This window comes from Microbacterium sp. ABRD28, from assembly GCF_003850245.1.
Lineage (GTDB): Bacteria > Actinomycetota > Actinomycetes > Actinomycetales > Microbacteriaceae > Microbacterium.
The window spans coordinates 1768400-1790669 of sequence record NZ_CP031015.1; the positions used below are offsets into that span (position 1 = coordinate 1768400).

Below are 22270 nucleotides of genomic sequence, written 5' to 3' on the forward strand. Positions count from 1 at the left end.
GTCTACGGACGGCGGGGTGGGAGCCCGGGCAGCGGCTCACCCCGGCAGCCACACGGATCACCCGTAGGTCGCGAGCCACGCGTAGGCGGGCGCCTCCCACTTCGCATAACGATCCGGGAACGCCGAGATCTGCACGGCCTGCGCCGCGCCGGCGAAGGACATCGACTCCCAGCCGGGGATGTCGAGCAGGCCACGGGTGCGCGACCCGTTGGGATCGGCGGGGCCCCCGAAGAACGCCGCGGTCGCCCGGACCGGGTCGCGGACCTCGTCGGCGCTTCCCCACCCCGTGCTGGGTCGCTGCTGGAACAGGCCCAGGGAATCCCTGTCGCCCCAGTCGAGGTTGCGCAGCCACGACTCGACCATCGCCGTTCCGAGCGCGATGGCGATACCGCGATCGGAGACTCCCCGTTCGCGCCCCACGGCGATGATGGTCCGCACATTGCCGATCTGCTCGTCGTCCAGCGTGACGGTCTCGGCCGCCAGGACAGGCGCAGGCGCGGGGGCGGCGGCCGGCGCCGGCGCGGTCGGCGACGGGATCGCGATCGCCTGGCCGGGGTAGATGATGGACGACGTCTGCAGGGCGTTCGCGTCGAGCACCGCCTGGGTCGACACCCCATGACGGCGTGCGATCGCGCTGATCGTATCGCCCGCCACGACGGTGTACGCCGTCGCCGCGGCGGGCGCCGCCGGAGCCGCGGGCGCTGCCGCAGCTGCGGGCGCGCCGGTCAGACGGATCACCTGCCCCGGATGGATGACGCTGCTCCACCCCAGTCCGTTCAGAGCCAGGACGTCGGTGGTCCGGAGTCCGTGGCGGGCCGCGATCGCACTGATCGTGTCTCCGGGTTGGACCACGACGCTCTCGGGTCCGGCGCTGTGGGCGGGCACCATCGCGGGTGCGCGACCCGTCGACGACACGGCGCCGCCGAGCGAGATCCGCCCCGCGCCTTCGCGGGCCAGGGGAGCGGCCTCGTTCGCAGAGGCGATGGGCGCCGGCAGCATCGCGACCGCGAGGGCGCCGAGGGCGGTTGCGGGAAGGCCGAGGCGGGCCGCGGTGAGCCGGACGGTTCGTGAGCGAGACATGGCGGTCCTCCCTACGGGGATTCTCCCCGCCAGCTACCGTGTCACGCGTGTAAACCACTGTCAACGAAAGTGACGGATGTGAAACATGAGGATGTCCTCATGTGTCCGAGATGAGATAGTTGCTGCGTGGCGGAGAAAGACGCACCTGTACCCACCGAGTGGCTCACCCTTCCCGAACTGGTCGAGGCGCTCGACCTTCCCCTCGGGCGCGTTCGTCGTCTGCTCGACGACCGCGCGCTCATCGGTTCTCGGCGACACGGGGCCCTCTCGGTGCCGGCCGTGTTCATCGTCGACGGAAAGCCGCTCGGTTCCCTCCGCGGGACGGTCATCGTGCTCGGCGATGCCGGGTTCAGCGACGACGAGGCCATCGACTGGCTGCTGAACCCGGAGGAGTCGATCGGCGTCGCGCCGATCGAGGCGCTGCGCGCCGGCCGCAAGAGCGAAGTGAGGCGGGTCGCTCAGACCCTCGCCTGAGCGCGCGCGATCAGGCCACGCGTACGGTCGCCGCGCGTGCCAGCTCGCGCAGGTCGTTGACGGCCGCGTGACCGAGCTCCGCCCCCGACAGCGCCCGGCCGGCCTGCGAGGAGTACTCCTCGATGAGGGTCTCGACCCGGCTCAGGGCCCCGCTGTCGATGATGGTGCGCTGAAGCGATGCGATCTGCTCGTCGTCCAGGTCGGGGTCTCCGATGAGTTCATCGACGATCTGTCGTGCCGAGGCGCCGATGCCCTCGCGGGCGTAGGCGATGAGCACCGTGCGCTTCCCCTCGCGCAGGTCGTCACCGGCGGGCTTGCCGGTCTCGGCGGAGTCGCCGAAGACGCCGAGCACGTCGTCGCGCAGCTGGAATGCCATGCCGAGGGGGTGGCCGAAGGCGGCGAGGGCGGCGCGCTGGGCGTCGGAGCCCCCCGCGAGGGCGGCGCCGATGACGAGCGGCTGCTGGATGCTGTATCGCGCCGACTTGAACGACGCCACCCGCAGGGCGCGCTCGGCGTGCTCCTCATCGGGCGCGACACGGAAGGCGGACTCCTCGGCGATGTCGAGGAACTGTCCGACCGTGACCTCACGACGCATGCGGGCGTATTCCTCCCGCGCGGTCGCGGCCGCGGCATCCTGCGCCCGATCCATCTCGGCGAGGGATTCCTCGAAGAGATCGTCGCTCCACGCGACCAGGAGGTCGCCGAGCAGGATGGCGCCGGATCGGCCGAACGCCGCGGCGTCGCCGCGCCAGCCCGAAGCGCGATGGCGCGCCTCGAGTGCACGATGCGCGGAGGGTCGGCCGCGGCGGGTGTCGGAATTGTCGATGACGTCGTCGTGCACGAGGGCCGCGGCGTGGAAGACCTCCAGCGCCGCGGCGGCGCCGATCACGGGCGCGGGTGGGTCGCCGGCGCGCGACTGCGCCTCGTGCACCGCCCGCCAACCGGCGATGAGGAAGCGTCCCCGCAAGCGCTTGCCGCCGGTCAGGGCGTCGGCGGCGGCGTCGATGATCATCGCCGCCTCGTCGCCGAGCTCCTTCGCCTGGGCACGCTGACGTGCAAGGAAGTTGTTCAGTCGCTGAGAAACAGCCTCTACGGCGCCCGCGGAAGATGACACGGCCCTAGCCTAGTAATCAGCGGGACGCGTAGAATCGTCCAACCGGATCCAGAGGGGGACCCATGCCACTCTCCGAACAGGAGCAGCGTCTGCTCGATGAGATGGAACGTCATCTCATGCGCAACGACGCCGACGTGGTCAGCGCGCGTGAAGGGCGCGCCCTCAGCTATCGCAACATCGTGTACGGCACGATCCTCGTGCTGCTGGGCCTGGGCGGCCTGATCGCCGGTGTGGCGCTGAAGCTCATCGTCGTCGGGGTGATCGCGTTCGTGGTGATGCTGGGCGGTGTCATCCTCGCCGTAACGCCTGCGCGGGGCGCCCCGAAGACCGCGCCTCGTCCGGTGAAGACGACCCCCGGGCGCGCCGCCGCCGGCGGTTCCTTCATGGACCGCATGAACGATCGCTGGGACCGCCGACAGGGCGAGCGATGATCACCGGCTGACTGCCGGCATCCACTTCCAGAGCACCGACCTTCGGGTCGGTGCTCTTTTTTGCGTCCGGTGGAGGAAAAGGGTGGTCACCGGCGCGCTCGGATGCGCGGAAAATCGCGGGTGAACAGGTGCGCAGGGTATCAAAGTGGAGGAAAGTGGAGTAAAGTGGCGAGCATCTTCGAAGGCCGGACGGAGAAGGGGGTGGTGTGCCGATGCTGCTGGGTACGCACACTCCCAAGCTCGACGACAAGGGTCGGGTCATCCTGCCCGCCAAATTCCGCGACGATCTCGGCGCCGGCATCGTCATCACCCGTGGCCAGGAGCGTTGCCTCTACGTCTTCAGCGAAAGCGAGTTCGAGCGCGTGCACGACCGCATCCGCGAGGCGCCGCTGAGCAATAAGCAGGCGCGCGACTTCCTCCGGATGTTCCTGTCGGGGGCGAGCGCCGAGAAGCCCGACGGCCAGAACCGCATCACCATCCCGCCGCCGCTGCGCGCCTACGCGGGACTGGGCAAGGACCTCGTGGTCACCGGTGTCGGCGCCCACGCCGAGATCTGGGACGCCGAGGCCTGGAACGCCTACGCCCTCGCCAACGAAGACAGCTACTCGGAGATGGAGCAGGAGGTGATCCCCGGCCTGTTCTGACGCCCCCGGCTGTGACTCCCAGCCGCTGCCGCCCTGTCGCACTTCCCCGGCGCCAGGTCGAAGCGGATGGGGATCAGAGCCGGGGGACCGGCCCCACGATCATGAACCTTCGCGACATCCACACCCCGGTCCTGCTCGAGCGCTGTCTCGAGCTGCTCGGCCCTGCGCTCGAAGCGCCCGGAGCGGTCTTCGTCGACGCCACGCTCGGCATGGGAGGACACAGCGAGGCGTTCCTCGAACGGTTCCCCCACCTCCACCTCATCGGACTCGATCGCGACCGCGACGCGCTTCGGATCGCCGAGGAACGCCTCGCACCCTTCGGTGACCGGGTCGACCTGGTCCACACGGTCTACGACGGCATCGACGCCGCGCTCGAGAGTCTCGGGGTCGACGCCGTTCACGGCATCCTGTTCGACCTCGGCGTCTCTTCGCTCCAACTGGACGAGGTCGACCGCGGTTTCGCGTATTCGCGCGACGCCCCGCTCGACATGAGGATGGACCAGTCGACCGGTGTCACGGCCGCAGACGTGGTCGCCACTTTCAGCGAAGGTCAGCTGCGGCGGATCTTCGAACGCTACGGCGAGGAGAAGCTCGCCGGCCGCTACGCCCGGGCCATCGTGGCCGCACGGGCGGATGCACCCATCGAGCGCTCCGGACAGCTCGTCGACATCCTCACCCGCGCCACCCCGTATGCCGCGCAGCGGAGCGGCCACCCGGCCAAGCGGGTGTTCCAGGCGCTGCGGATCGAGGTCAACGGCGAACTGGCCGCCCTCGAAGCGGCGATCCCCGCCGCTCTCGATCGGCTGGTCGTCGGCGGGCGCATGGTGGTGCTGTCCTACCAGTCCTTGGAGGACCGGCTGGTCAAACGCGTCTTCGCCGACGCCGTGGCATCCACCTCCCCGCGCGGGCTCCCGGTCGAGCTCCCCGAGCACGCCCCCCGCTTCCGGCTCCTGGTCCGCGGAGCAGAGCAGGCGGATGCCGACGAGAAGGCGCACAACCCCCGCGCCACCCCGGTACGGCTGCGTGCCGTCGAACGAGTGAGAGAGGCCGCGGCATGAGCGCACCCCTGATCGCCGCACCGCTGACGTCTCCCACCGGGCCGCGGCCGGCGCGTCCGGGAGCCCCCGACCGGACGACGGAGCGACGGCTGCGGCCGGTCGAGCAGACCGTGCCCGGCGCGCGGCGCCGGCCACGGCTGGCCTACGGAATCGTCGCCGTGGTGGCCGCCCTCGCCATCGCCGGGGTGCAGATGATGCTCTCGATCCTCACCACCCAGAGCTCCTACGAGATCTCCTCCCTCACCCAGCAGCAGAGCGAGCTGCAGTGGCAGCGGCAGATGCTCTCCGACGATGTCGCAGGCCTCAGCTCGCCCCAGTACCTCGCGGCCAACGCGGCGGCGCTCGGCATGGTCATCGAGGAGTCGCCGAACTACCTGCGTCTGAGCGACGGCGCCGTGCTCGGCCCGGGGATCGCTGCGGAGGGCGGCGTCTCGATCGACGCGCTCGGACGCGGCTCGGTCGCGAACAACCTCATCGCCGACCGGCCGCTGGTGACCGAGCCGGACGCCACCATCCAGGGGGCCCCGGTGGCCAGCACCGGGGACGGGCTCACCGACACGCCGCCGCCGGTAGCCGACACTCTGCCGACCCCCGCCACACACTGAGAGCAATGACCACCCGAGCAAGCCGCAGTCCACGCCGCCGCACGGTGGTCGCGCTGGCCGTCGTCCTGGCGGTCCTCGTCGGCTTCATCGTCCGCCTCGTCGACATCCAGGTGGTCAACGCCGACGAGCACATCGAAGACTCGATGGAGTGGGCGTTCAGCGGATCCCGCGATCTCCACGGCTCGCGAGGGGCGATCGTCGACACCGCGGGCAACACCCTCGCCGGCAGCATCCTGCGCTACGACGTGGTGATCGATCCCAAGAACACCGGCGACATCACCAGGGCGGACGACGACGACGTCGAATCCACACTGACGTGGCCCGAGGCGTCAGGTCTCATCGGGTCCGTCACCGGACAGGAGGCCGACGACATCCAGCGGATCGTCGCGTCGGCCCTGGCCGCCGATCCCGCCGACCAGTACGAGTTTATCCAGCGTGGGATCTCCACCGAGCAGTACCGGGCGTTGGCCGACCTGAAGCTGCCCTACCTGACCTTCGAGCAGCATCCCGCTCGGACCTACCCGGACGGCGCGGTCGCGGGAAACCTCATCGGGTTCATGGGCACCGACGAGGTGCCCCTCGCGGGACTCGAGCTCAGCCAGGACGGCTGTCTCACCGCCACAGACGGGCAGCTCCACTTCCAGCGCGGCAAGGACGGCGTGATCATCCCCGGCACCGAGGTCGAGGATCCCGCTGTCGACGGCGGCACCCTGGAGTTGACCATCGACCGGGACTTGCAGTGGTACCTCATGCAGCTGATCGCCGAGCAGGTGCAGGACATGGGGGCTCTGAGCGGGTCGATCATGGTCACCGAGGTCGGCACCGGCAAGATCCGCGCGGCGGCGGAGTTCCCCGCCGTCGACCCCAACAACGTCGCGGCCTCCCCGGACGACGACCGCAGGAGCCGGATCTTCACCGACTGGTTCGAACCCGGGTCGACGTTCAAAGCCCTCACGGCCGCCACGGTGATCGATGCCGGGGGACAGAACGCCCAGTCGACGGTGGTCGCCGCCAGCACCGAGACCTTCGCCAACGGTGCGCGCGTGCGGGACTCCTTCGTCCACCCGGCCTACAACTACACCCTCACCGGCGTCCTCATCGACTCCTCCAACGCGGCCATCTCCCGCATCAGCGAGACCGTCGACTCCCAGACGCGCTACGAGTACCTGCAGCGCTTCGGCGTCGGCGAGGGGAGCGCGGTGGATTTCCCCGGCGAGCAGACGGGTCTGCTGCGACCGGCGTCCGAGTGGGACAACCAGACGGTCTACAACACCACCTACGGCCAGGGCCTCACCACGACCCTCCCCGAACTCGTGGGGGCGTACGGGGCGATCGCCAACGACGGAGAGCGTGTCCCCCTGACGCTGGTGGAGAGCTGCACCGCAGCCGACGGAACCGTGACCACCCCCGACACGCCCGATCCGGTCCGCGTGGTGAGCGAAGACACCGCGACCCAGGTGCAGCAGATCCTCGAGAACGTCGCCCTGCAGGCCAACTACGCCGACGAGATCGCGGTGCCGGGCTATCGCATCGCCGTCAAGACCGGCACGGGTGAGAAGTCCGACCCCGTGACGCGCGGGTACAAGAGCGGCGCGTACTTCACCACGATGATCGGATTCGCACCCGCGGACGACCCGCAGTACGTCGTCGCCGTGACGCTCGACGAGCCCACCAAGGTAAAGTCTTCTGTGGCCAACGCCGCGGCATTCCAGCAGGCGATGACGCAGGTGCTCAAGACCTACCGGGTCATGCCGTCCACGACGGAACCGCCTGTCCTGCCGAAGTTCGGCTGACGATCTCCCTTTTGACACATGATCTCCCTCTCCCTGCACCACATCGCCCTGACACTCGGCGGAGACCTTCTGCTCGTCGGTGACGACACCGTCGACACCGAGGTCTCCGGGGCCGTCGACACCGACTCCCGCGCCATCGGGCCGGGCGACATCTTCGTCGCCAAACCCGGTGAGACCACCGACGGTCATCTGTTCGTCCCGGCGGCCCATCGGGCCGGTGCGGTGCTCGCGATCGTCGAGCGGCCGGTCGACGAGCCCATCACCCAGATCGTCGTTCCCGACGTGGTGCAGGCCCTCGCCGATCTCGCGCGGGAGGTCGTCGCGCGGGTGCGCTCCCGTGGCGCGCTGAAGGTCATCGGGATCACCGGCTCCAACGGCAAGACCACGACGAAGAACCTCCTGGCGCGCATCCTTCAGGATGAGGGCGAGACCATCGCCCCTCGCGCCTCGTACAACAACGAGGTCGGGGCTCCGCTGACGATGCTCCGCGTGACCGAGGACACCCGCTACCTCGTGAGCGAATTCGGTGCGAGCGGTCCGGGGGCGATCGCGGCCCTCGCCGGTCTCGTCCACCCTGACATCTCGGTCGTCCTCATGGTCGGCATGGCCCACGCCGGCGGTTTCGGCGGAATCGAGGGCACGTTCCGTGCCAAGTCCGAACTCGTCCAGGCACTGCGGCCCGGTGGTGTGGCCGTCCTGAACGCCGATGATCCGCGCGTTGTCCAGATGGCCCCGATCGCCGCGGAGAGACCAGCCGCGGTGCGCTGGTTCGGCCGAGGGGGCGCCGCCGAGGTGCGGGCCGAAGATGTCGAGGTGACCGCCGACGGCACCTCGTGCACGGTCTTCGTCGACGACGTGTCCGCGTCGCTGCGGCTGCGTGTGCTCGGCGAGCACCACGTCATGAACGCCCTCGCCGCCATCGCCGCGGCGACCGCCCTCGGTGTGCCGCTCGCGAATGCCGTCGCCCGGCTGGAGACGGTGGAACTCGCCGAGCGGTGGCGCATGCAGCCGCTGGGGTCCGCGCGTGTCCGCATCATCAACGACGCCTACAACGCCAGCCCCGATTCGATGTCCGCGGCCCTGCGGACGCTCGCCCAGATCACCGGACCCGGTGAGCGCACGGTTGCCGTCCTCGGTGCGATGAGCGAGCTGGGGGAGTATGCCGGCGAGGAGCACGACCGCATCGGACTCCAGGCCGTGCGCCTGGGCATCCAGCGCATCGTCGTGATCGGCCCGGAGGCCCGCCGCCTCTTCCTCGCCGCCGTGGGCGAGGGGTCGTGGGACGGCGAGGCGGTGTTCTTCGCCACCGCCGACGAGGCCTACGACTACCTCACCGGTGAACTGCGCGACGGCGACCGGGTGCTGGTGAAGTCATCCAATTCCGCGGGCCTGAGGTTCCTCGGCGACCGACTGGGAGAATTCTTCTCGTGAGATCCCTCCTGACCGCCGCGGCGATCTCGCTGGCCTTCACGCTCTTTCTCACCCCGGTGTTCCTGCGCCTGTTCCGCAAGTGGGGCTGGGGTCAGGTGATCCGCACACCCGACGACATCCGCAACCCCAGCCATGGCGAGAAGCGCGGCACGCCCACCATGGGCGGGACGATCTTCATCGCCGGCACCATCATCGGCTATCTCGTCGGCGGTGTGGCGGGGAACAACCCACCCACCGTGTCGGGTCTTCTGGTGCTGTGGATGATGGTCGGGTTCGGCACCGTCGGCTTCATCGACGACTTCATGAAGGTCCGCAGTCAGCGCAGTCTCGGCCTGAGCGGGTGGCGGAAGATCGTGGGTCAGGTCATCGTCGCGGTGCCGTTCGGCATCGTCGCGCTGAACTTCCCCAACATCTACAACGAAACGCCCGCGTCGCCCTACATCTCGGTGTTCCGCGACGTCCAGGTGCTGTGGTTCTTCGCCCTCGGTCCCATCCTCGGCTGGTTGCTGTACCTGGCCTGGATCTCGTTCATCGGTGTCGCCGCATCCAACTCGGTCAACGTCAGCGACGGGCTGGACGGTCTGGCTGCCGGAGCCGGCATCTTCGTCGTGGGCGCCTACAGCCTCATCGCCTTCTGGCAGTTCAATCAGGCCTGCTTCGGCGGCGGGGAGTTGAGTCCGGGTGGGCTCTCGGCCTGCTACGCCACGAGGGACCCGTTCGACCTCGCGATCGTCTCCGCCGCCTTCGTCGGGGCGCTGGTCGGCTTCCTCTGGTGGAACGCGCCGAAGGCGCAGGTCTTCATGGGCGATGTCGGATCGATGGCGATCGGGGGCGTCCTCGCCGCGATGGCGATCCTGACCCGCACCGAACTGCTCATGGTGCTCGTCGCCGGTGTCTACGTGATCGCCTCGGGATCGGTCATCCTCCAGCGCGTGTACTTCAAGGTGACGCGCGGCAAACGGCTGTTCCTCATGAGTCCCCTGCACCATCACCTCGAGATGCGCGGGTGGTCGGAGATCACCATCGTGGTGCGGATGTGGATCATCGCCGGGCTCCTCGCGGTCTCGGGTGTCGGGTTCTTCTACGTCGAATGGCTCTCGCAGACATGACGCGTCTGGACGGCCTCACGAGCTGGCACGCGGACTGGTCGGGGCTGCGCGTCGCAGTCCTGGGACTGTCGGTGACGGGCTTCGCCGCCGCCGACACCCTCGCCGAACTCGGCGCGGAGGTGCGGGTCTTCTCCGAGGCGGCCGAGCCCGAATACGAGAGGCTCCTGCCCGTCGTCGGCGTCGACGCCGTGATCGGGCCCCTCGGCACGGTTCCCGAGGCGCTGCGCGCCTTCGCGCCCGAGGTCGTCATCGCCTCGCCGGGCTTCTCTCCGAACCACCCCGTCATCGCGTGGTGCGCAGACGAGGGCATCGCCCTGTGGGGCGACATCGAACTGGCGTGGCGTGTGCGCGACAAGGTGGTCCGCCAGGACGGCAGACCCGCCGACTGGGTCCTGGTGACCGGGACCAACGGCAAGACGACCACGACGCGCCTCGTCGCCGAGATGCTCGTCGCGGGCGGGCTGCGGGCAGCCCCGGTCGGCAACATCGGCACTCCCGTGCTCGACGCCGTCCGCGACCCCGGCGGCTTCGACGTCCTCGTCGTCGAGCTCTCCAGCCATCAGCTCTGGTACCTCGGACGCCAGACCGGTCCGTCGCGCGTCTCACCGCACGGCAGCGTGTGCCTGAATCTCGCTGAGGACCACCTGGAGTGGCACGGTTCGTTCGTGGCGTATCGCGATGCGAAGGCGCACGTGTACGACAACACCCGCGTCGCGTGCGTCTACAACAAGTCGGATGTCGCGACCCGCCTCATGGTGGAGGAGGCGGAGGTCGTCGAGGGCGCACGCGCCATCGGGTTCGACCTGGGCGTTCCGGGCCCGAGCGACCTCGGCGTCGTCGACGGGATCCTCGTCGACCGTGCCTTCCTCGACGATCGTCGCACCAGCGCCCTGGAGCTGACGACGGTCGCCGAACTCGCCGAGCGCGGCCTCGCCGCACCGCACATGGTGGCGAACATCCTCGCCGCTGCGGCCCTGGCCCGGGCGCTGGATGTCGCCCCGGCGGCGATCCGCGACGCGCTCCGCGGGTTCCGGCTCGACCCTCACCGCATCGAGGTCGTCGCGTCCCACCGCGGGATCGTCTGGGTGGATGACTCGAAGGCCACCAACCCGCACGCCGCGGCGTCGTCGCTCTCGGCCTTCCCCGGGGCGATCTGGATCGTCGGGGGACTGCTGAAGGGCGTGGAGATCGCCCCGCTCGTCGCCCAGGTCGCAGGGAAGGTGCGCGCCGCCGTCGTCATCGGTGAGGACCGGGCCACGGTCATCGCGGCGTTCTCGCGACACGCGCCGGACGTCCCCGTCTACGAGGTGACCCGCGGCGAGACTGAGGACGTCATGGCGCAGGCGGTCGAACTGGCCGCGCAGGTCGCCCGTGACGGGGATGTGGTCCTCCTCGCCCCCGCCGCGGCGTCGTTCGACCAGTTCTCGTCCTACGCCGACCGCGGAAGGAAGTTCGCTGCCGCCGTGCAGCGGTGGATCGAGATGGGGGATGACGGTGACGACGACGCAGACCCGCACCCCCCGCACGGCACGCACGCCTGACGTCGACGAACGGCGTGGACTCGCGGCCCGCGTGTCGCTCGGCAGGGTCTTCGCCCCGGTGCCGAGCGAATTCCTCCTCATCGCCTCCACGGCGCTGCTGCTGACGATCTTCGGTCTGGTGATGGTGCTCTCCGCCACCTCCGCCACCTCCACCGCCGCAGGCCAGGCCCCCTGGGATGCCGCGATGAAGCAGGCGGTCTTTGCGGTCATCGGCGTCCCCCTGATGTTCATCGCCAGTCGCCTGCCGATCACGTTCTGGAAGCGGATCGCATGGCCCGCCCTCATCGGGGCCGTCGCGTTCCAGCTCTTGGTCTTCACGCCCCTCGGCCACGGCGCCGACGGAAACCGCAACTGGATCACCATCGCCGGATTCCAGGCGCAGCCCTCGGAGTTCCTCAAGCTCGCGCTGGCCCTGTGGGTGGGGTACGTCCTCTACCGCAAGCGCACACTGCTGGCGATGTGGCGGCACGTCTACATCCCGCTCGTCCCGGTCGCGGGCCTCGCCATCGCGACGGTGCTCGCCGGCCGCGATCTCGGCACGGCGATGATCCTCGTGCTCCTCGTGCTCGGGGCGCTGTTCTTCTCCGGAGTTCGGCTCCGCATCTTCATCCTTCCCGCCATCGCCGCGGCAGCGGCGGTCGCCGTGCTCGCCGTGACGAGCCCCGACCGCATGCGGCGCTTCCTCAGCTTCCTCAATCCCAACTGCCTCGAGGACTACTTCAACGACTGCTATCAGCCCCTCCACGGCATGTGGGGCCTGGCCGGGGGCGGTGTCTTCGGCCTCGGGCTCGGCAACTCGAAAGAGAAGTACGACTGGCTCCCCGCCGCGGCCAACGACTACATCTTCGCCATCGTGGGCGAGGAGCTCGGCCTCATCGGATGCGCCGTGGTGCTCGGCCTCATCGCCCTCTACGCCGTGGGCGCCTTCCACGTCATCCGGCGTACCGACGACCCGTTCGTCCGCATCGTGGCCGGCGGCATCACGGTCTGGATCGTCGGTCAGGCACTGATCAACATCGGCGTGGTCCTGCGTGTCTTCCCTGTGCTCGGGGTGCCGCTGCCGTTCATGTCGCAGGGCGGGACGTCGCTCGTCTCGGTGCTCGTGGCGTCGGGCGTGCTGCTGTCCTTCGCGCGTTCGCTCCCACCCAGACGGGCGGTTAGTGTCGTCGGGTGACGACCTACCTCCTGGCCGGCGGCGGCACCGCCGGGCACGTCAATCCGCTGCTGGCGGTCGCCGACGCTCTCCGCGCGCGGGAGCCCGACGCCGAGGTGCTCGTCCTCGGTACGCGAGAGGGTCTGGAAGCCCGACTCGTCCCCGAACGCGGCTACGAGCTGCTGTTCGTCGACAAGGTGCCCTTCCCCCGGCGTCCTGATCGCGCCGCCGCGATGTTCCCGCAGCGATTCGGGCGGGCAGTCGCGCAGGTGCGGCGTCACCTGCGCGATCGGGGGGTCGAGGTCGTCGTCGGCTTCGGCGGATACGCCGCGGCGCCGGGTTACGTCGCGGCCCGGCGCGAGCGCATCCCGACCGTCGTCCACGAGGCCAACGCGCGTCCGGGGCTTGCCAACGTGCTCGGGGCACGACGCGCGGCGGCGGTGGGTGTCGCCTTCCCGGGGACGCGCTTGCGCGGGGCCCGGGTCGTCGGGATGCCGCTGCGCCGGGAGATCGTCGACCTCGACGCCGGCGCGCGGCGCGGCGAGGCTGCGGCGGTGTTCGGTCTCGACCCGGCGCGGCCCGTGCTGCTGGTGTTCGGCGGGTCGCTCGGCGCGCAGCGCCTGAACGAGGCCTTCGGGGAGGACGGGGGCGCAGCCTGGCGGGACGTGCTCGATGCCGGCTGGCAGCTGCTGCACGTCACGGGGGAGCGAAGCACCACCCCCGATCCGGGCGTCGCCGGGTACTCTGTGCGCCGGTACATCGATCGGATGGATCTCGCGTTCGCGCTGGCCGACGCGGTGGTCTCCCGCGCCGGAGCAGCGACCGTCAGCGAGATCAGCGCGCTCGGCATCCCCGCGGTCTACGTGCCCTATGCGGTCGGAAACGGCGAACAGGCGCTCAACGCGGCATCAGCCGTCGCCGCCGGGGCGGCGGCACTGATCCTGGATGCGGACTTCACCGCCGAGCGGGTGCGTCGCGAGGTCATCCCGCTCCTCGCGGAACCGGCGCGCCTGGAGGCGATGCGCCGCGCCGCGGCATCCGTCGGCACGCGCTCGGGAAGCGAGGCGGTCCTCGCCCTCATCGACGAGGCGCTCGCCCGCGCCCGGTGACCTCAGCGCGCCGGGAGGAGGTGCGCAGGAGGCCGATCTAGGATTGACGGGCCATGATCAGACCTGACCTGTCTCTGCCGATTCCGGATGACATCCGCGCCGCCCACTTCATCGGCATCGGAGGATCCGGGATGTCGGGACTGGCCCGGATGTTCCTGGCCCGAGGAATCCGGGTGTCCGGCTCCGACCGAGCCGACAGCCCGTCCCTTCGGGCTCTTGCGGCGCTCGGTGCGACGGTGCACGTCGGCCATGACGCCGCGCACCTCGGCGACGCCGACACGGTCGTGCACACGGGAGCCATCTGGCCGGAGAACCCCGAGTACGTCACGGCGAAAGAGCGCGGTCTCGCCGTCATCCACCGTTCGCAGGCGCTGCACTGGCTCATCGGCGCGCGCCGACTGGTCTCCGTCGCAGGCGCGCACGGGAAGACCACCTCGACGGGCATGATCGTCACCTCGCTGCAGGCTCTGGGTGCAGACCCCACCTTCGTCAACGGCGGTGTCATCGCGCAGCTCGGCGTCTCCAGCGGAACGGGGGCGGACGACCTGTTCGTCATCGAAGCAGATGAATCCGACGGCACGTTCCTCCTCTACGACACCTCGGTCGCCCTCATCACCAACGTCGACCCCGACCACCTCGACCACTACGGATCCGCCGAGGCCTTCGTCGAGGCCTTCGCCCGGTTCGGCGGCGAGGCGCGCGAGGCGGTGGTGATCTCCGCTGACGACCCCGGCGCGAAAGAGGTCGCGGCGCTGCTCGCTCACCCTCGCGTGATCACGTTCGGCCTCGACGCCGAGGCCGACGTGCGCCTGAGCGACATCGACGCGCACGGGCCCGTCGGCTTCCGACTGACGCATGAGGGCGAGACGGTCGAGGTCCGCCTGCAGATCCCGGGTGTGCACAATGCCGTCAACGCCGCGGGCGCGGTGGCCGTGCTCATCGGCCTCGGCTTCCCGCTCGGCTCCGCGGCCGACGCGGTCACCGGCTTCGCCGGAACCGACCGGCGGTTCGAACTGCACGGCATCGAGCGCGGGGTGAGCGTCTACGACGACTACGCCCACCACCCGACCGAGGTCGCCGCTGCCCTCGCCGGCGCTCGGAGCGTCATCGGCGACGGTCGCATCATCGCCGTCCACCAGCCCCACACCTACTCGCGGACGCAGCACATGTACCGGGAGTTCGCCGAAGTGCTCGAACGCCATGCCGATCACACCGTGGTCCTCGACGTGTACGGCGCGAGGGAGGATCCCGTCCCCGGCGTCACGGGCGATCTCGTCGCCCACGCCTTCTCCGATCCCGATCGGGTGCGCTTCGTCGCCGACTGGCAGCGTGCTGCGGACCACGCCGCGGCGGTCGCGCGACCGGGCGACTACGTCATCACCCTCGGCTGCGGGAACGTGAACCTCATCGTCCCGCAGATCCTCGAGGCGCTGACCCGCATCCGTCCCGACGCCGCCGCCGTCGAAGGCTGACCCGTGGTGCGACGGCCGTCTCCGCTCCCGCCGCCGGCCGCTCCGCCGCGGAGCGCTGCTGCGGTGGAGCAGGCGAGCGTCGGCGCTCGGGACGAGCAAGACGGCTCGGGCGTCATCCTGCCGCTGCGCGACGCCGGCGGCAGCTCGGACGCCGTCTCCGACGACCTTCGCGCGGAGGGTGCCGGACAACCGGAGCAGCCCGCGCAGCCCGAGCGGCCCGTCGGCCTGCTGGCGGTGTGGCGCGCGTCGCGGGCCCGGAGGAAGGCGCTGCGCGCAGAAGTCCGGCGTTTCACCGTGCGACAGCGCCGCCGGCGGGCGCTGTGGGTGTCGGCGATCGGCGCGATCCTCGTCGTGGCGGGGGTGACCGCCGCCGTCGCGTACAGTCCGCTCTTCGCCGTCGAACGTGTGCGGGTCGTCGGAGCGGTCCAGCTCGACGCCGGCGGTGTCGAGGCGGCGCTGGCTTCGCAGCTGGGCACGCCGCTTCCGCTCGTCGACGAAGCGGCCATCCAGGACACGCTCTCGGACTTCCCGTTCGTGCAGAGCTACACCCTCGAGGCGCGGCCGCCGCACGAGCTCGTCGTCCGGATCGTCGAACGCACGCCCATCGGCGCGATCGCGTCGGCCTCGGGGTACTCCGTCGTCGATGCCGCGGGGGTCGTCCTCGCCGCCAGCACGGAACCGCCGGCCGGCGAGCCGGTCCTCGATGTCCGCGGCGGGGTCGACGGCGATGCGTTCGCGGCCGTCGGCAGGGTGATGCGGGCGCTTCCGGCCTCGATCGGCGACCAGGTGACGGCCGTGAGTGCGACGTCGGCCTTCGACGTGACGTTGACCTTGACCTCGTCCTCCCGCGTGGTGTGGGGGAGTGCGGAGGAATCGGCGATGAAGGCCCGCGTTCTCGAGACCGTCATGGCCGCGCGGCCGGCCGACACCGTCACGGAGTACGACGTCTCCTCGCCTGACGCCGTCGTGATCCGCTGACGCGGGTCACATGGTCGTGAATTCGCGGTCGTGATGGGCGTCGCGGGGCAACCGGACGGAGCCGAGGCGGGGCTTGCGAATCAGGATGTCGCGACACGCCGTGTCCCTCCGCGCCGAGCCGCGTCGGCCCCTTACCTTCAAGAACAGGAATTGCATACCGAGCAATTCTTTATACCTCTAGTAGAGGTTGAAGGTTCGGGAAGACGGAGGCCGGCATGAGCCAGAACCAGAACTACCTCGCCGTGATCAAGGTGGTCGGTGTGGGTGGCGGCGGCGTGAACGCCGTCAACCGCATGATCGAGCTCGGGTTGCGCGGCGTGGAGTTCATCGCGATCAACACCGACGCCCAGGCATTGCTCATGAGCGACGCCGACGTCAAGCTCGACGTCGGACGCGAGCTCACGCGTGGGCTCGGCGCCGGCGCCGACCCCGAGGTGGGTCGTCGAGCGGCGGAGGACCACGCGGAGGAGATCGAGGAGGCCCTGCGCGGTGCCGACATGGTCTTCGTCACCGCGGGCGAGGGCGGTGGCACCGGCACCGGTGGCGCGCCGGTCGTCGCCAAGATCGCGAAGTCCATCGGAGCCCTCACCATCGGTGTGGTCACCAAGCCCTTCTCGTTCGAAGGTCGTCGTCGACAGAGCCAGGCCGAGGCCGGTGTCGCGCGGCTGAAAGAAGAGGTCGACACCCTCATCGTCGTGCCGAACGATCGTCTGCTCGAGATCAGCGACCGCGGCATCTCGATGGTGGAGGCTTTCGCCACCGCCGACCAGGTGCTCCTGGCCGGTGTGCAGGGCATCACCGACCTGATCACGACCCCGGGTCTGATCAACCTCGACTTCGCCGACGTCAAGTCGGTCATGCAGGGCGCCGGGTCGGCCCTCATGGGCATCGGCTCCGCTCGCGGCGCCGACCGCGCCATCAAAGCCGCAGAGCTCGCCGTCGAATCGCCCCTCCTCGAAGCGTCGATCGAGGGTGCGCACGGTGTGCTGCTGTCGATCCAGGGCGGGTCGAACCTCGGAATCTTCGAGATCAACGATGCCGCTCAGCTGGTGAAGGAAGCCGCGCACCCCGAGGCCAACATCATCTTCGGAACGGTCATCGACGACACCCTCGGCGACGAGGTGCGCGTCACGGTCATCGCGGCGGGATTCGACGGCGGAGAGCCGTCGCTGCGGATCGATCCGGTCGCTGCGGCCCGCCCGGCCAGTGTGCCGGTCGTGCCCGCGATGCCCGCCGTCGATGCAGCGCGGGAGGCCGAGCCGGAGCGGGTCGAGCCGAAGAGGGAGTCGGTCGCGGTAGGGGCGACTCTGCCCGACACCGGGTACGACTCGGCGTTCGGCGACGACGATCTCGACATCCCCGACTTCCTGAAGTGATCCGCATCGCCTCGCGATGACCGCACCTGCGACCCTCGGCGAGCCGCCGGACGAGGACGACCTCGCCCGGCGGCTCGCCGACGTGGATGCGCGCATCGTCGACGCGGCGCGCTCCTCCGGTCGTCATCCGGAGAAGATCACCCGGATCGTGGTGACCAAGTTCCATCCCGCGCATCTCGTCGAGAGGCTCTACGGGCTCGGCGTCCGGGATGTGGGAGAGAACCGTCAGCAGGAACTCTCCGCCAAGCACGAGGCCGTAGGTCCGCTGCCCGGCCTCCGCTGGCACTTCATCGGTCAGGCGCAGACCAACAAATCCCGAGCGATCCGTTCCGCGGCCTCTGTCGTGCACTCGGTGGATCGTCCGAAGATCGCCGACGCCCTCGAGCGCGCCGCCGAGGAATCCGATCCCCTGCTGGATGTTTTCCTGCAGGTCAACCTCACCGATGACCCCGGCCGCGGGGGAGTCGCCCCGGGCGAACTGATCGCGCTGGCCGACCACACCGCCCGCTGCGCCACCTTGCGCGTGCGCGGAGTCATGGCGGTCGCCCCCCTCGACGAGGCCCCCGCCGCGGCGTTCGAGCGCCTCGCGCGGTACGCCGAGGCGGTGCGCACCGTCGTTCCCGACGCGACCTGGTTGTCCGCGGGAATGACCGGAGACTTCGCCGAGGCGATCGCCGTCGGCGCGACACACCTACGCATCGGTACGGCAATCACCGGCCCGCGGCCCGAGCGCGGTTAACCTCGGAAACGACACGAGCAAACGGAGGATCCGATGTCGAACCCGCTCAAGAAGACCATGGTGTACCTGGGCCTCGCCGACGAGGAAGAGGTCTACGAGGAGCCCACGTCGCAGCCCGCTGCTCGGCAGAAGCCGCAGGCGGTCGAGAAGGCCGCGCCCATCACCCCGATCCACCGCCCGGCCGTCGTCCGTCAGCCCGCGCCGACCGCGGTGAGCGAGATCCTGACCGTGCACCCCAAGCAGTACCGCGACGCACAGGTGATCGCCGAGAACTTCCGCGACGGGATCCCCGTGATCATCAACCTGTCGCAGATGTCCGATGCCGATGCGCGCCGCCTCATCGACTTCGCCAGCGGCCTGTCGCTGGGTCTGTACGGGCGAATCGAGCGCGTCACCAGCAAGGTCTTCCTGCTCTCGCCGGAGAACGTCGCCGTGTCCGGGGATGGTGCCATCGCGCACGCGGACCCGGAAGCCGTGCCCTTCTCGTAGCCTAGGTACGTGCCCGTCATCGCGTTCATCGCTTCCATCCTCAACGCGATCCTCTTCATCTACGTCTTCGTCCTGCTCGGGCGTCTGGTGCTCGAGTGGATCCCCTTCTTCAACCGCGAGTGGCGGCCGAAGGGCGTAGGCCTGGTGCTCGCCGAGGTCGTCTACACCGTCACGGATCCGCCGATCAAGATGTTCCGGCGCTTCATCCCGCCCCTGCGGGTGGGGCCCGTCGCTCTGGATTTCGGCTTCGCACTGACGATGCTGCTCTGCTTCATCCTGCTCGCCGTCACCCGTTCGCTCACGATGGTCTGAGCCTCTCCGGCGCCTTCGACACGTCCCGGGCCCGGGGCTATGCTTGGCTGGATACGACCGCCGCAGGACGGTGGGAGGGCCGCGACGTCGGCCAACGACCAGCTCGAAAGAGGAATCACCATGGCATTGACCCCCGATGACGTCGTCACCAAGCAGTTCCAGCACGTCCGCTTCAAGGAGGGTTTCGACCCGGACGAGGTCGATGACTTCCTCGACGAGATCGTCGTCGAATGGCGCAAGACGATCGCCGAGAACGAAGAGCTGAAGGCCAAGATCGCCGCTCTCGAGTCCGGCGAGTCCGCCGGCCCGGCCACGGTCGCCGCCCCGGTTGCAGAGGTCCCCGCTGCGGTCTCCGAGCCCGCGCCCGCCGCGGACGCCGGCTCGCCGAGCGCCGCCAGCGCCGGCATCATCGAGCTCGCGCAGCGCCTGCACGACGAGCACGTCGCCGAAGGCCGCGCCAAGCGCGACCAGCTCATCTCCGACGCCCAGGCGCAGGCCACGTCGATCGTCTCCGAGGCCGAGGCCCGCGGACGCGACGAGATGGCTCGCCTCGAGAAGGAGCGCGCCACGCTCGAGGGCCGCATCAGCGAGCTGCGTCAGTTCGAGCGCGACTACCGCACGCAGCTCCGCAGCTACATCGAGGGGCACCTGCGCGACCTGGACGCGTCGTCGACCGCCACCGGCTCTGCGCCCGTGCCGGCCGTCGGCCTGTAGTCCTTGACCGGTCGAACCCCGCTTCACCGGGCGGCGGCCAGCATCATCGTCGTGATCCTCGCGACGATCGTGCTGGCCGCCGACCAGTTCACGAAGTACCTCGCCATCGAGAACCTGCCCTACCAGGAGCCGGTCCGGATCCTCGGCGACTTCCTGATCTTCTACCTCACCCGCAACCCCGGGGCCGCGTTCTCCCTCGGTGAGGACGTCACCTGGATCTTCACGATCGCCCTGGCGGTGGTGGCGGTCGTGATCGTGTTCCTCGCCCTCACCCGCCTGCGCTCGCGCATCTGGGCGGTCGTCCTGGGGCTTCTCCTCGGCGGCGTGCTGGGCAATCTGACCGACCGCCTGCTGCGCGAGCCCGGGTTCCCCGTCGGTCACGTGGTGGACTTCATCAACACGCCGTGGATGATGCCGGCGATCTACAACGTCGCCGACATCTTCATCGTCACCATGATGATCTCGGTCGCGGCCCTCGTCCTGTTCGGTCCGCACCTGGACGGGACACCGCAGGAGCGCTCGCCCCGCAAGGGGGAACCGGCATCGGCCGATCCCGCCTCACGTTCAGAGCGCGCGGCCGACTGACGTGGAATCGCGTCACCTCCCCGTTCCGGACGGGCTCGACGGCACCCGCGCCGACGCCGCTCTGGCGAAGATGCTGGGCTTCTCCCGCACCTTCGCGGTGGACGTCCTCGACGCCGGCGGTGCGCGGATGGACGGGCGTGCCCTGGGGAAGTCGGATCGCCTTCGCGGCGGCGCCTGGCTCGAGGTCGAATGGGCGGCCAAGGAGGAGCCCCGCGTCGTCCCGATGGAGGTCCCCGATCTCGGGGTGGTGCACCAGGACGACGACCTGATCGTCGTGGACAAGCCGGCAGGAGTCGCTGCGCATCCGTCGGTCGGCTGGGAGGGACCCACCGTCCTCGGCGCCCTCGCAGCGGCAGGTGTGCGCGTCGCGACGACGGGAGCGGCTGAGCGACAGGGCGTGGTCCACCGCTTGGATGTCGGAACGAGCGGTCTCATGGTGGTCGCCAAGACCGAGGCGGCCTACACCGCTCTCAAGCGCGCGTTCAAGGAGCGCGAGGTCGAGAAGATCTACCACGCCGTCGTGCAGGGGCATCCCGATCCGCTGGCGGGCACGATCGAGGCGCCGATCGGGCGCCACCCCACCCACTCCTGGAAGTTCGCGGTCATTCCGTCCGGCAAGGATTCCGTCACCCACTACGAGACCCTCGAGGCCTTCCCGGGCGCATCGCTGCTGGAGATCCACCTCGAGACGGGCCGGACCCATCAGATCCGCGTGCACATGGCCGCCCACCGGCATCCGTGCGCCGGGGACCCGCTGTACGGAGCCGACCCCACCCTCAGTGCGCGGCTGGGTCTGACCAGGCAGTGGCTGCACGCGCATCACCTCGCTTTCATCCACCCCGCCACGGGGGAGTGGGTCTCGTTCACGTCGGACTACCCCGCCGACCTCGCCGCAGCGCTGGAGATCCTCCGCGGCGAGTGACCGGTGACGATGTCGGCGGGCCGCGGCAGAGTGGAGCCATGGCCATCCAGGTGAGACCGGCGACGGTGTTCGATGACATCCGCACCATGGTCGGTCCGAAGAAGCCGACGTCCAACGTTTGCTGGTGCCTCGGCTACCGCATCCCCGGTACCGAGAATCGCGGGTTGCGCGGCGTCGCACGCGGCGAGAGAGTGCGAGAGCTGCTCTCCGCCGGGCCACCGGGCGTGCTGGCCTACGACAGCGGGGAGGTGGTGGGCTGGGCAGCCGTGCATCCCCGCGCCGACACGTCGTTCGCCACGAACCGGAAGATCCCCCACGTGGATGAGAAGGATGTGTGGAGCGTGTGGTGCATCCGGGTCAGGCCCGGCTTCCGCGGACGCGGGATCTCCCACGCACTGCTGGATGGCGCGGTCCGATTCGCGCGCGAGAGCGGTGCACCCGCGATCGAGGGATACCCCGTCGACAACCGCGGGGCGAGGGTCGACCTGACGATGGCCTACGTCGGCACCCGCGCGTTGTTCGAGCGGGCCGGTTTCGTCCACGCGGCTGACACGACGTCTGTCCTGAACGGCTTCCCGCGCGTGCTCATGCGGCGCGACCTCAGCTGAGACTCCGGCGCTCAGCGCCCCTGGAGGAAGACGGTCGGACCGTCCTGGAGCGCACGACGGACGCGCTCGGCCATGTCGTCGTCGAGAAGGTGCTCGACCGCGGTGATCGGGTACCAGCCGACCTCGGTCATCTCACCGTCCACCGGTGCGGGCGAGCCCGAGATCCACTCGCAGCGGAAGGTGAGGTCGAGATAGTCGCTCTGATCGCCGTTGTCGTAGGTGATCCGGGGGATCTGGTGCACGAAGGCGAGTCGGACCGCGCGGACGACGACCCCCGCCTCCTCCTCCGCCTCACGGCGGGCGGCATCCGCGGGCTCCTCGCCGGGGTCGACGATCCCGGTGACGGGGGTGAGTCGGCCGTTGTCGCTGCGACGCCCGAGCAGCACGGCGCCGTCGCGTTCGATCACGGCGGTCACGCCCACCAGGGGGAGGGGGCGGGTCCCCACGTGACGGCGCAGCTCCAGCACGAAATCCGGTGTCGGCATCGCAGGCTCCCTCTGTCCGGCTGCCACGCTATCCGACACGCCGCCGGT

The 22270-nt window shown here is 69.9% G+C and carries 24 protein-coding genes; 21 read left to right on the plus strand and 3 right to left on the minus strand.

Features of this window, described 5'->3' with window-relative positions; translation table 11 throughout:
* Positions 1-57 precede the first annotated feature (57 nt).
* Positions 58-1080: a LysM peptidoglycan-binding domain-containing protein gene (locus DT073_RS08555; protein ID WP_124293004.1), complete on the minus strand. Its 1023-nt coding sequence runs from the start codon at positions 1078-1080 to the stop codon at positions 58-60.
* 126 nt (positions 1081-1206) lie between these two features.
* On the opposite strand from DT073_RS08555, the gene DT073_RS08560 reads away from it, so the two are divergent.
* Positions 1207-1554, plus strand: coding sequence for an Rv2175c family DNA-binding protein (locus tag DT073_RS08560; RefSeq protein WP_124293005.1), 348 nt, complete (start codon positions 1207-1209; stop codon positions 1552-1554).
* Between the two features lie 10 nt (positions 1555-1564).
* Here DT073_RS08560 and DT073_RS08565 read toward each other — a convergent pair whose 3' ends face one another.
* Positions 1565-2668 (minus strand): polyprenyl synthetase family protein, encoded by a 1104-nt coding sequence (locus DT073_RS08565; RefSeq protein WP_124293006.1) that lies wholly within the window; start codon positions 2666-2668, stop codon positions 1565-1567.
* Between the two features lie 62 nt (positions 2669-2730).
* On the opposite strand from DT073_RS08565, the gene DT073_RS08570 reads away from it, so the two are divergent.
* The 20 genes from DT073_RS08570 to DT073_RS08665 all read left to right on the plus strand — a co-directional run bounded on the left by DT073_RS08570 (position 2731) and on the right by DT073_RS08665 (position 21737).
* Positions 2731-3099 (plus strand): SCO2097 family morphological protein, encoded by a 369-nt coding sequence (locus DT073_RS08570; RefSeq protein ID WP_124293007.1) that lies wholly within the window; start codon positions 2731-2733, stop codon positions 3097-3099.
* A 212-nt stretch (positions 3100-3311) separates the two neighbouring features.
* Entirely contained in the window at positions 3312-3743 is a 432-nt protein-coding gene (gene mraZ, locus DT073_RS08575) for a division/cell wall cluster transcriptional repressor MraZ (protein WP_124294432.1), read from the plus strand.
* Between the two features lie 101 nt (positions 3744-3844).
* Complete coding sequence (gene rsmH / locus DT073_RS08580) at positions 3845-4801, plus strand: 16S rRNA (cytosine(1402)-N(4))-methyltransferase RsmH (protein ID WP_124293008.1); 957 nt, start codon at positions 3845-3847, stop codon at positions 4799-4801.
* Positions 4798-5406 (plus strand): cell division protein FtsL, encoded by a 609-nt coding sequence (gene ftsL / locus DT073_RS08585; protein WP_124293009.1) that lies wholly within the window; start codon positions 4798-4800, stop codon positions 5404-5406. Before rsmH ends, ftsL begins: the two co-directional genes overlap by 4 nt.
* Before the next feature lie 5 nt (positions 5407-5411).
* Positions 5412-7199: a peptidoglycan D,D-transpeptidase FtsI family protein gene (locus DT073_RS08590; protein ID WP_124293010.1), complete on the plus strand. Its 1788-nt coding sequence runs from the start codon at positions 5412-5414 to the stop codon at positions 7197-7199.
* An 18-nt stretch (positions 7200-7217) separates the two neighbouring features.
* Positions 7218-8630, plus strand: coding sequence for a UDP-N-acetylmuramoyl-tripeptide--D-alanyl-D-alanine ligase (locus tag DT073_RS08595; RefSeq protein WP_124293011.1), 1413 nt, complete (start codon positions 7218-7220; stop codon positions 8628-8630).
* Complete coding sequence (gene mraY, locus DT073_RS08600) at positions 8627-9739, plus strand: phospho-N-acetylmuramoyl-pentapeptide-transferase (protein ID WP_124293012.1); 1113 nt, start codon at positions 8627-8629, stop codon at positions 9737-9739. The genes DT073_RS08595 and mraY overlap by 4 nt, the downstream gene beginning before the upstream one ends.
* A complete protein-coding gene (gene murD, locus DT073_RS08605; RefSeq protein ID WP_124293013.1) occupies positions 9721-11280 on the plus strand; it encodes a UDP-N-acetylmuramoyl-L-alanine--D-glutamate ligase in 1560 nt (519 codons plus the stop codon). The genes mraY and murD overlap by 19 nt, the downstream gene beginning before the upstream one ends.
* On the plus strand, positions 11228-12454 hold the full coding sequence (gene ftsW, locus DT073_RS08610) for a putative lipid II flippase FtsW (protein ID WP_124293014.1): 1227 nt from the start codon (positions 11228-11230) through the stop codon (positions 12452-12454). Before murD ends, ftsW begins: the two co-directional genes overlap by 53 nt.
* Positions 12451-13542 carry a UDP-N-acetylglucosamine--N-acetylmuramyl-(pentapeptide) pyrophosphoryl-undecaprenol N-acetylglucosamine transferase gene (locus DT073_RS08615; RefSeq protein WP_124293015.1) on the plus strand — a complete coding sequence of 364 codons (1092 nt, stop codon included), beginning with the start codon at positions 12451-12453 and terminating at the stop codon, positions 13540-13542. The genes ftsW and DT073_RS08615 overlap by 4 nt, the downstream gene beginning before the upstream one ends.
* Positions 13543-13595: 53 nt before the next feature.
* Positions 13596-15014 carry a UDP-N-acetylmuramate--L-alanine ligase gene (murC, locus tag DT073_RS08620; protein WP_124293016.1) on the plus strand — a complete coding sequence of 473 codons (1419 nt, stop codon included), beginning with the start codon at positions 13596-13598 and terminating at the stop codon, positions 15012-15014.
* 63 nt (positions 15015-15077) lie between these two features.
* On the plus strand, positions 15078-15992 hold the full coding sequence (locus DT073_RS08625) for a cell division protein FtsQ/DivIB (RefSeq protein WP_240638448.1): 915 nt from the start codon (positions 15078-15080) through the stop codon (positions 15990-15992).
* A gap of 215 nt (positions 15993-16207) precedes the next feature.
* On the plus strand, positions 16208-17368 hold the full coding sequence (gene ftsZ, locus DT073_RS08630) for a cell division protein FtsZ (RefSeq protein WP_124293018.1): 1161 nt from the start codon (positions 16208-16210) through the stop codon (positions 17366-17368).
* A gap of 16 nt (positions 17369-17384) precedes the next feature.
* Positions 17385-18107, plus strand: coding sequence for a YggS family pyridoxal phosphate-dependent enzyme (locus DT073_RS08635; RefSeq protein WP_124293019.1), 723 nt, complete (start codon positions 17385-17387; stop codon positions 18105-18107).
* A gap of 33 nt (positions 18108-18140) precedes the next feature.
* Entirely contained in the window at positions 18141-18596 is a 456-nt protein-coding gene (locus tag DT073_RS08640; protein WP_124293020.1) for a cell division protein SepF, read from the plus strand.
* A 9-nt stretch (positions 18597-18605) separates the two neighbouring features.
* Positions 18606-18908 carry a YggT family protein gene (locus tag DT073_RS08645; RefSeq protein ID WP_124293021.1) on the plus strand — a complete coding sequence of 101 codons (303 nt, stop codon included), beginning with the start codon at positions 18606-18608 and terminating at the stop codon, positions 18906-18908.
* A gap of 120 nt (positions 18909-19028) precedes the next feature.
* Positions 19029-19622, plus strand: a complete 594-nt coding sequence (locus tag DT073_RS08650; RefSeq protein WP_124293022.1) for a DivIVA domain-containing protein — start codon at positions 19029-19031, stop codon at positions 19620-19622.
* Positions 19623-19625: 3 nt separating this feature from the next.
* Positions 19626-20207 carry a signal peptidase II gene (lspA, locus tag DT073_RS08655; protein ID WP_124293023.1) on the plus strand — a complete coding sequence of 194 codons (582 nt, stop codon included), beginning with the start codon at positions 19626-19628 and terminating at the stop codon, positions 20205-20207.
* Position 20208: 1 nt separating this feature from the next.
* Positions 20209-21129, plus strand: a complete 921-nt coding sequence (locus DT073_RS08660; RefSeq protein WP_124293024.1) for an RluA family pseudouridine synthase — start codon at positions 20209-20211, stop codon at positions 21127-21129.
* 38 nt (positions 21130-21167) lie between these two features.
* A complete protein-coding gene (locus tag DT073_RS08665) occupies positions 21168-21737 on the plus strand; it encodes a GNAT family N-acetyltransferase (protein ID WP_124293025.1) in 570 nt (189 codons plus the stop codon).
* 11 nt (positions 21738-21748) lie between these two features.
* Here the strand turns inward: DT073_RS08665 and DT073_RS08670 are convergent, their stop codons facing one another.
* The gene (locus DT073_RS08670) at positions 21749-22222 is read right to left on the minus strand and encodes an NUDIX domain-containing protein (RefSeq protein WP_124293026.1); all 474 of its coding nucleotides are present in this window, start codon (positions 22220-22222) and stop codon (positions 21749-21751) included.
* Between the last annotated feature and the right edge of the window lie 48 nt (positions 22223-22270).

Bases quoted from the DNA above. Each gene is read 5' to 3' on its own strand.
- DT073_RS08555 (WP_124293004.1), bottom strand. From the start codon at position 1,080: ATGTCTCGCTCACGAACCGTCCGGCTCACCGCGGCCCGCCTCGGCCTT.
- DT073_RS08570 (WP_124293007.1), top strand. From the start codon at position 2,731: ATGCCACTCTCCGAACAGGAGCAGCGTCTGCTCGATGAGATGGAACGT.
- mraZ (WP_124294432.1), top strand. From the start codon at position 3,312: ATGCTGCTGGGTACGCACACTCCCAAGCTCGACGACAAGGGTCGGGTC.
- rsmH (WP_124293008.1), top strand. From the start codon at position 3,845: ATGAACCTTCGCGACATCCACACCCCGGTCCTGCTCGAGCGCTGTCTC.
- ftsL (WP_124293009.1), top strand. From the start codon at position 4,798: ATGAGCGCACCCCTGATCGCCGCACCGCTGACGTCTCCCACCGGGCCG.
- DT073_RS08590 (WP_124293010.1), top strand. From the start codon at position 5,412: ATGACCACCCGAGCAAGCCGCAGTCCACGCCGCCGCACGGTGGTCGCG.
- DT073_RS08595 (WP_124293011.1), top strand. From the start codon at position 7,218: ATGATCTCCCTCTCCCTGCACCACATCGCCCTGACACTCGGCGGAGAC.
- murD (WP_124293013.1), top strand. From the start codon at position 9,721: ATGGCTCTCGCAGACATGACGCGTCTGGACGGCCTCACGAGCTGGCAC.
- ftsW (WP_124293014.1), top strand. From the start codon at position 11,228: ATGACGGTGACGACGACGCAGACCCGCACCCCCCGCACGGCACGCACG.
- murC (WP_124293016.1), top strand. From the start codon at position 13,596: ATGATCAGACCTGACCTGTCTCTGCCGATTCCGGATGACATCCGCGCC.
- ftsZ (WP_124293018.1), top strand. From the start codon at position 16,208: ATGAGCCAGAACCAGAACTACCTCGCCGTGATCAAGGTGGTCGGTGTG.
- DT073_RS08635 (WP_124293019.1), top strand. From the start codon at position 17,385: ATGACCGCACCTGCGACCCTCGGCGAGCCGCCGGACGAGGACGACCTC.
- DT073_RS08640 (WP_124293020.1), top strand. From the start codon at position 18,141: ATGTCGAACCCGCTCAAGAAGACCATGGTGTACCTGGGCCTCGCCGAC.
- DT073_RS08650 (WP_124293022.1), top strand. From the start codon at position 19,029: ATGGCATTGACCCCCGATGACGTCGTCACCAAGCAGTTCCAGCACGTC.
- DT073_RS08665 (WP_124293025.1), top strand. From the start codon at position 21,168: ATGGCCATCCAGGTGAGACCGGCGACGGTGTTCGATGACATCCGCACC.
- DT073_RS08670 (WP_124293026.1), bottom strand. From the start codon at position 22,222: ATGCCGACACCGGATTTCGTGCTGGAGCTGCGCCGTCACGTGGGGACC.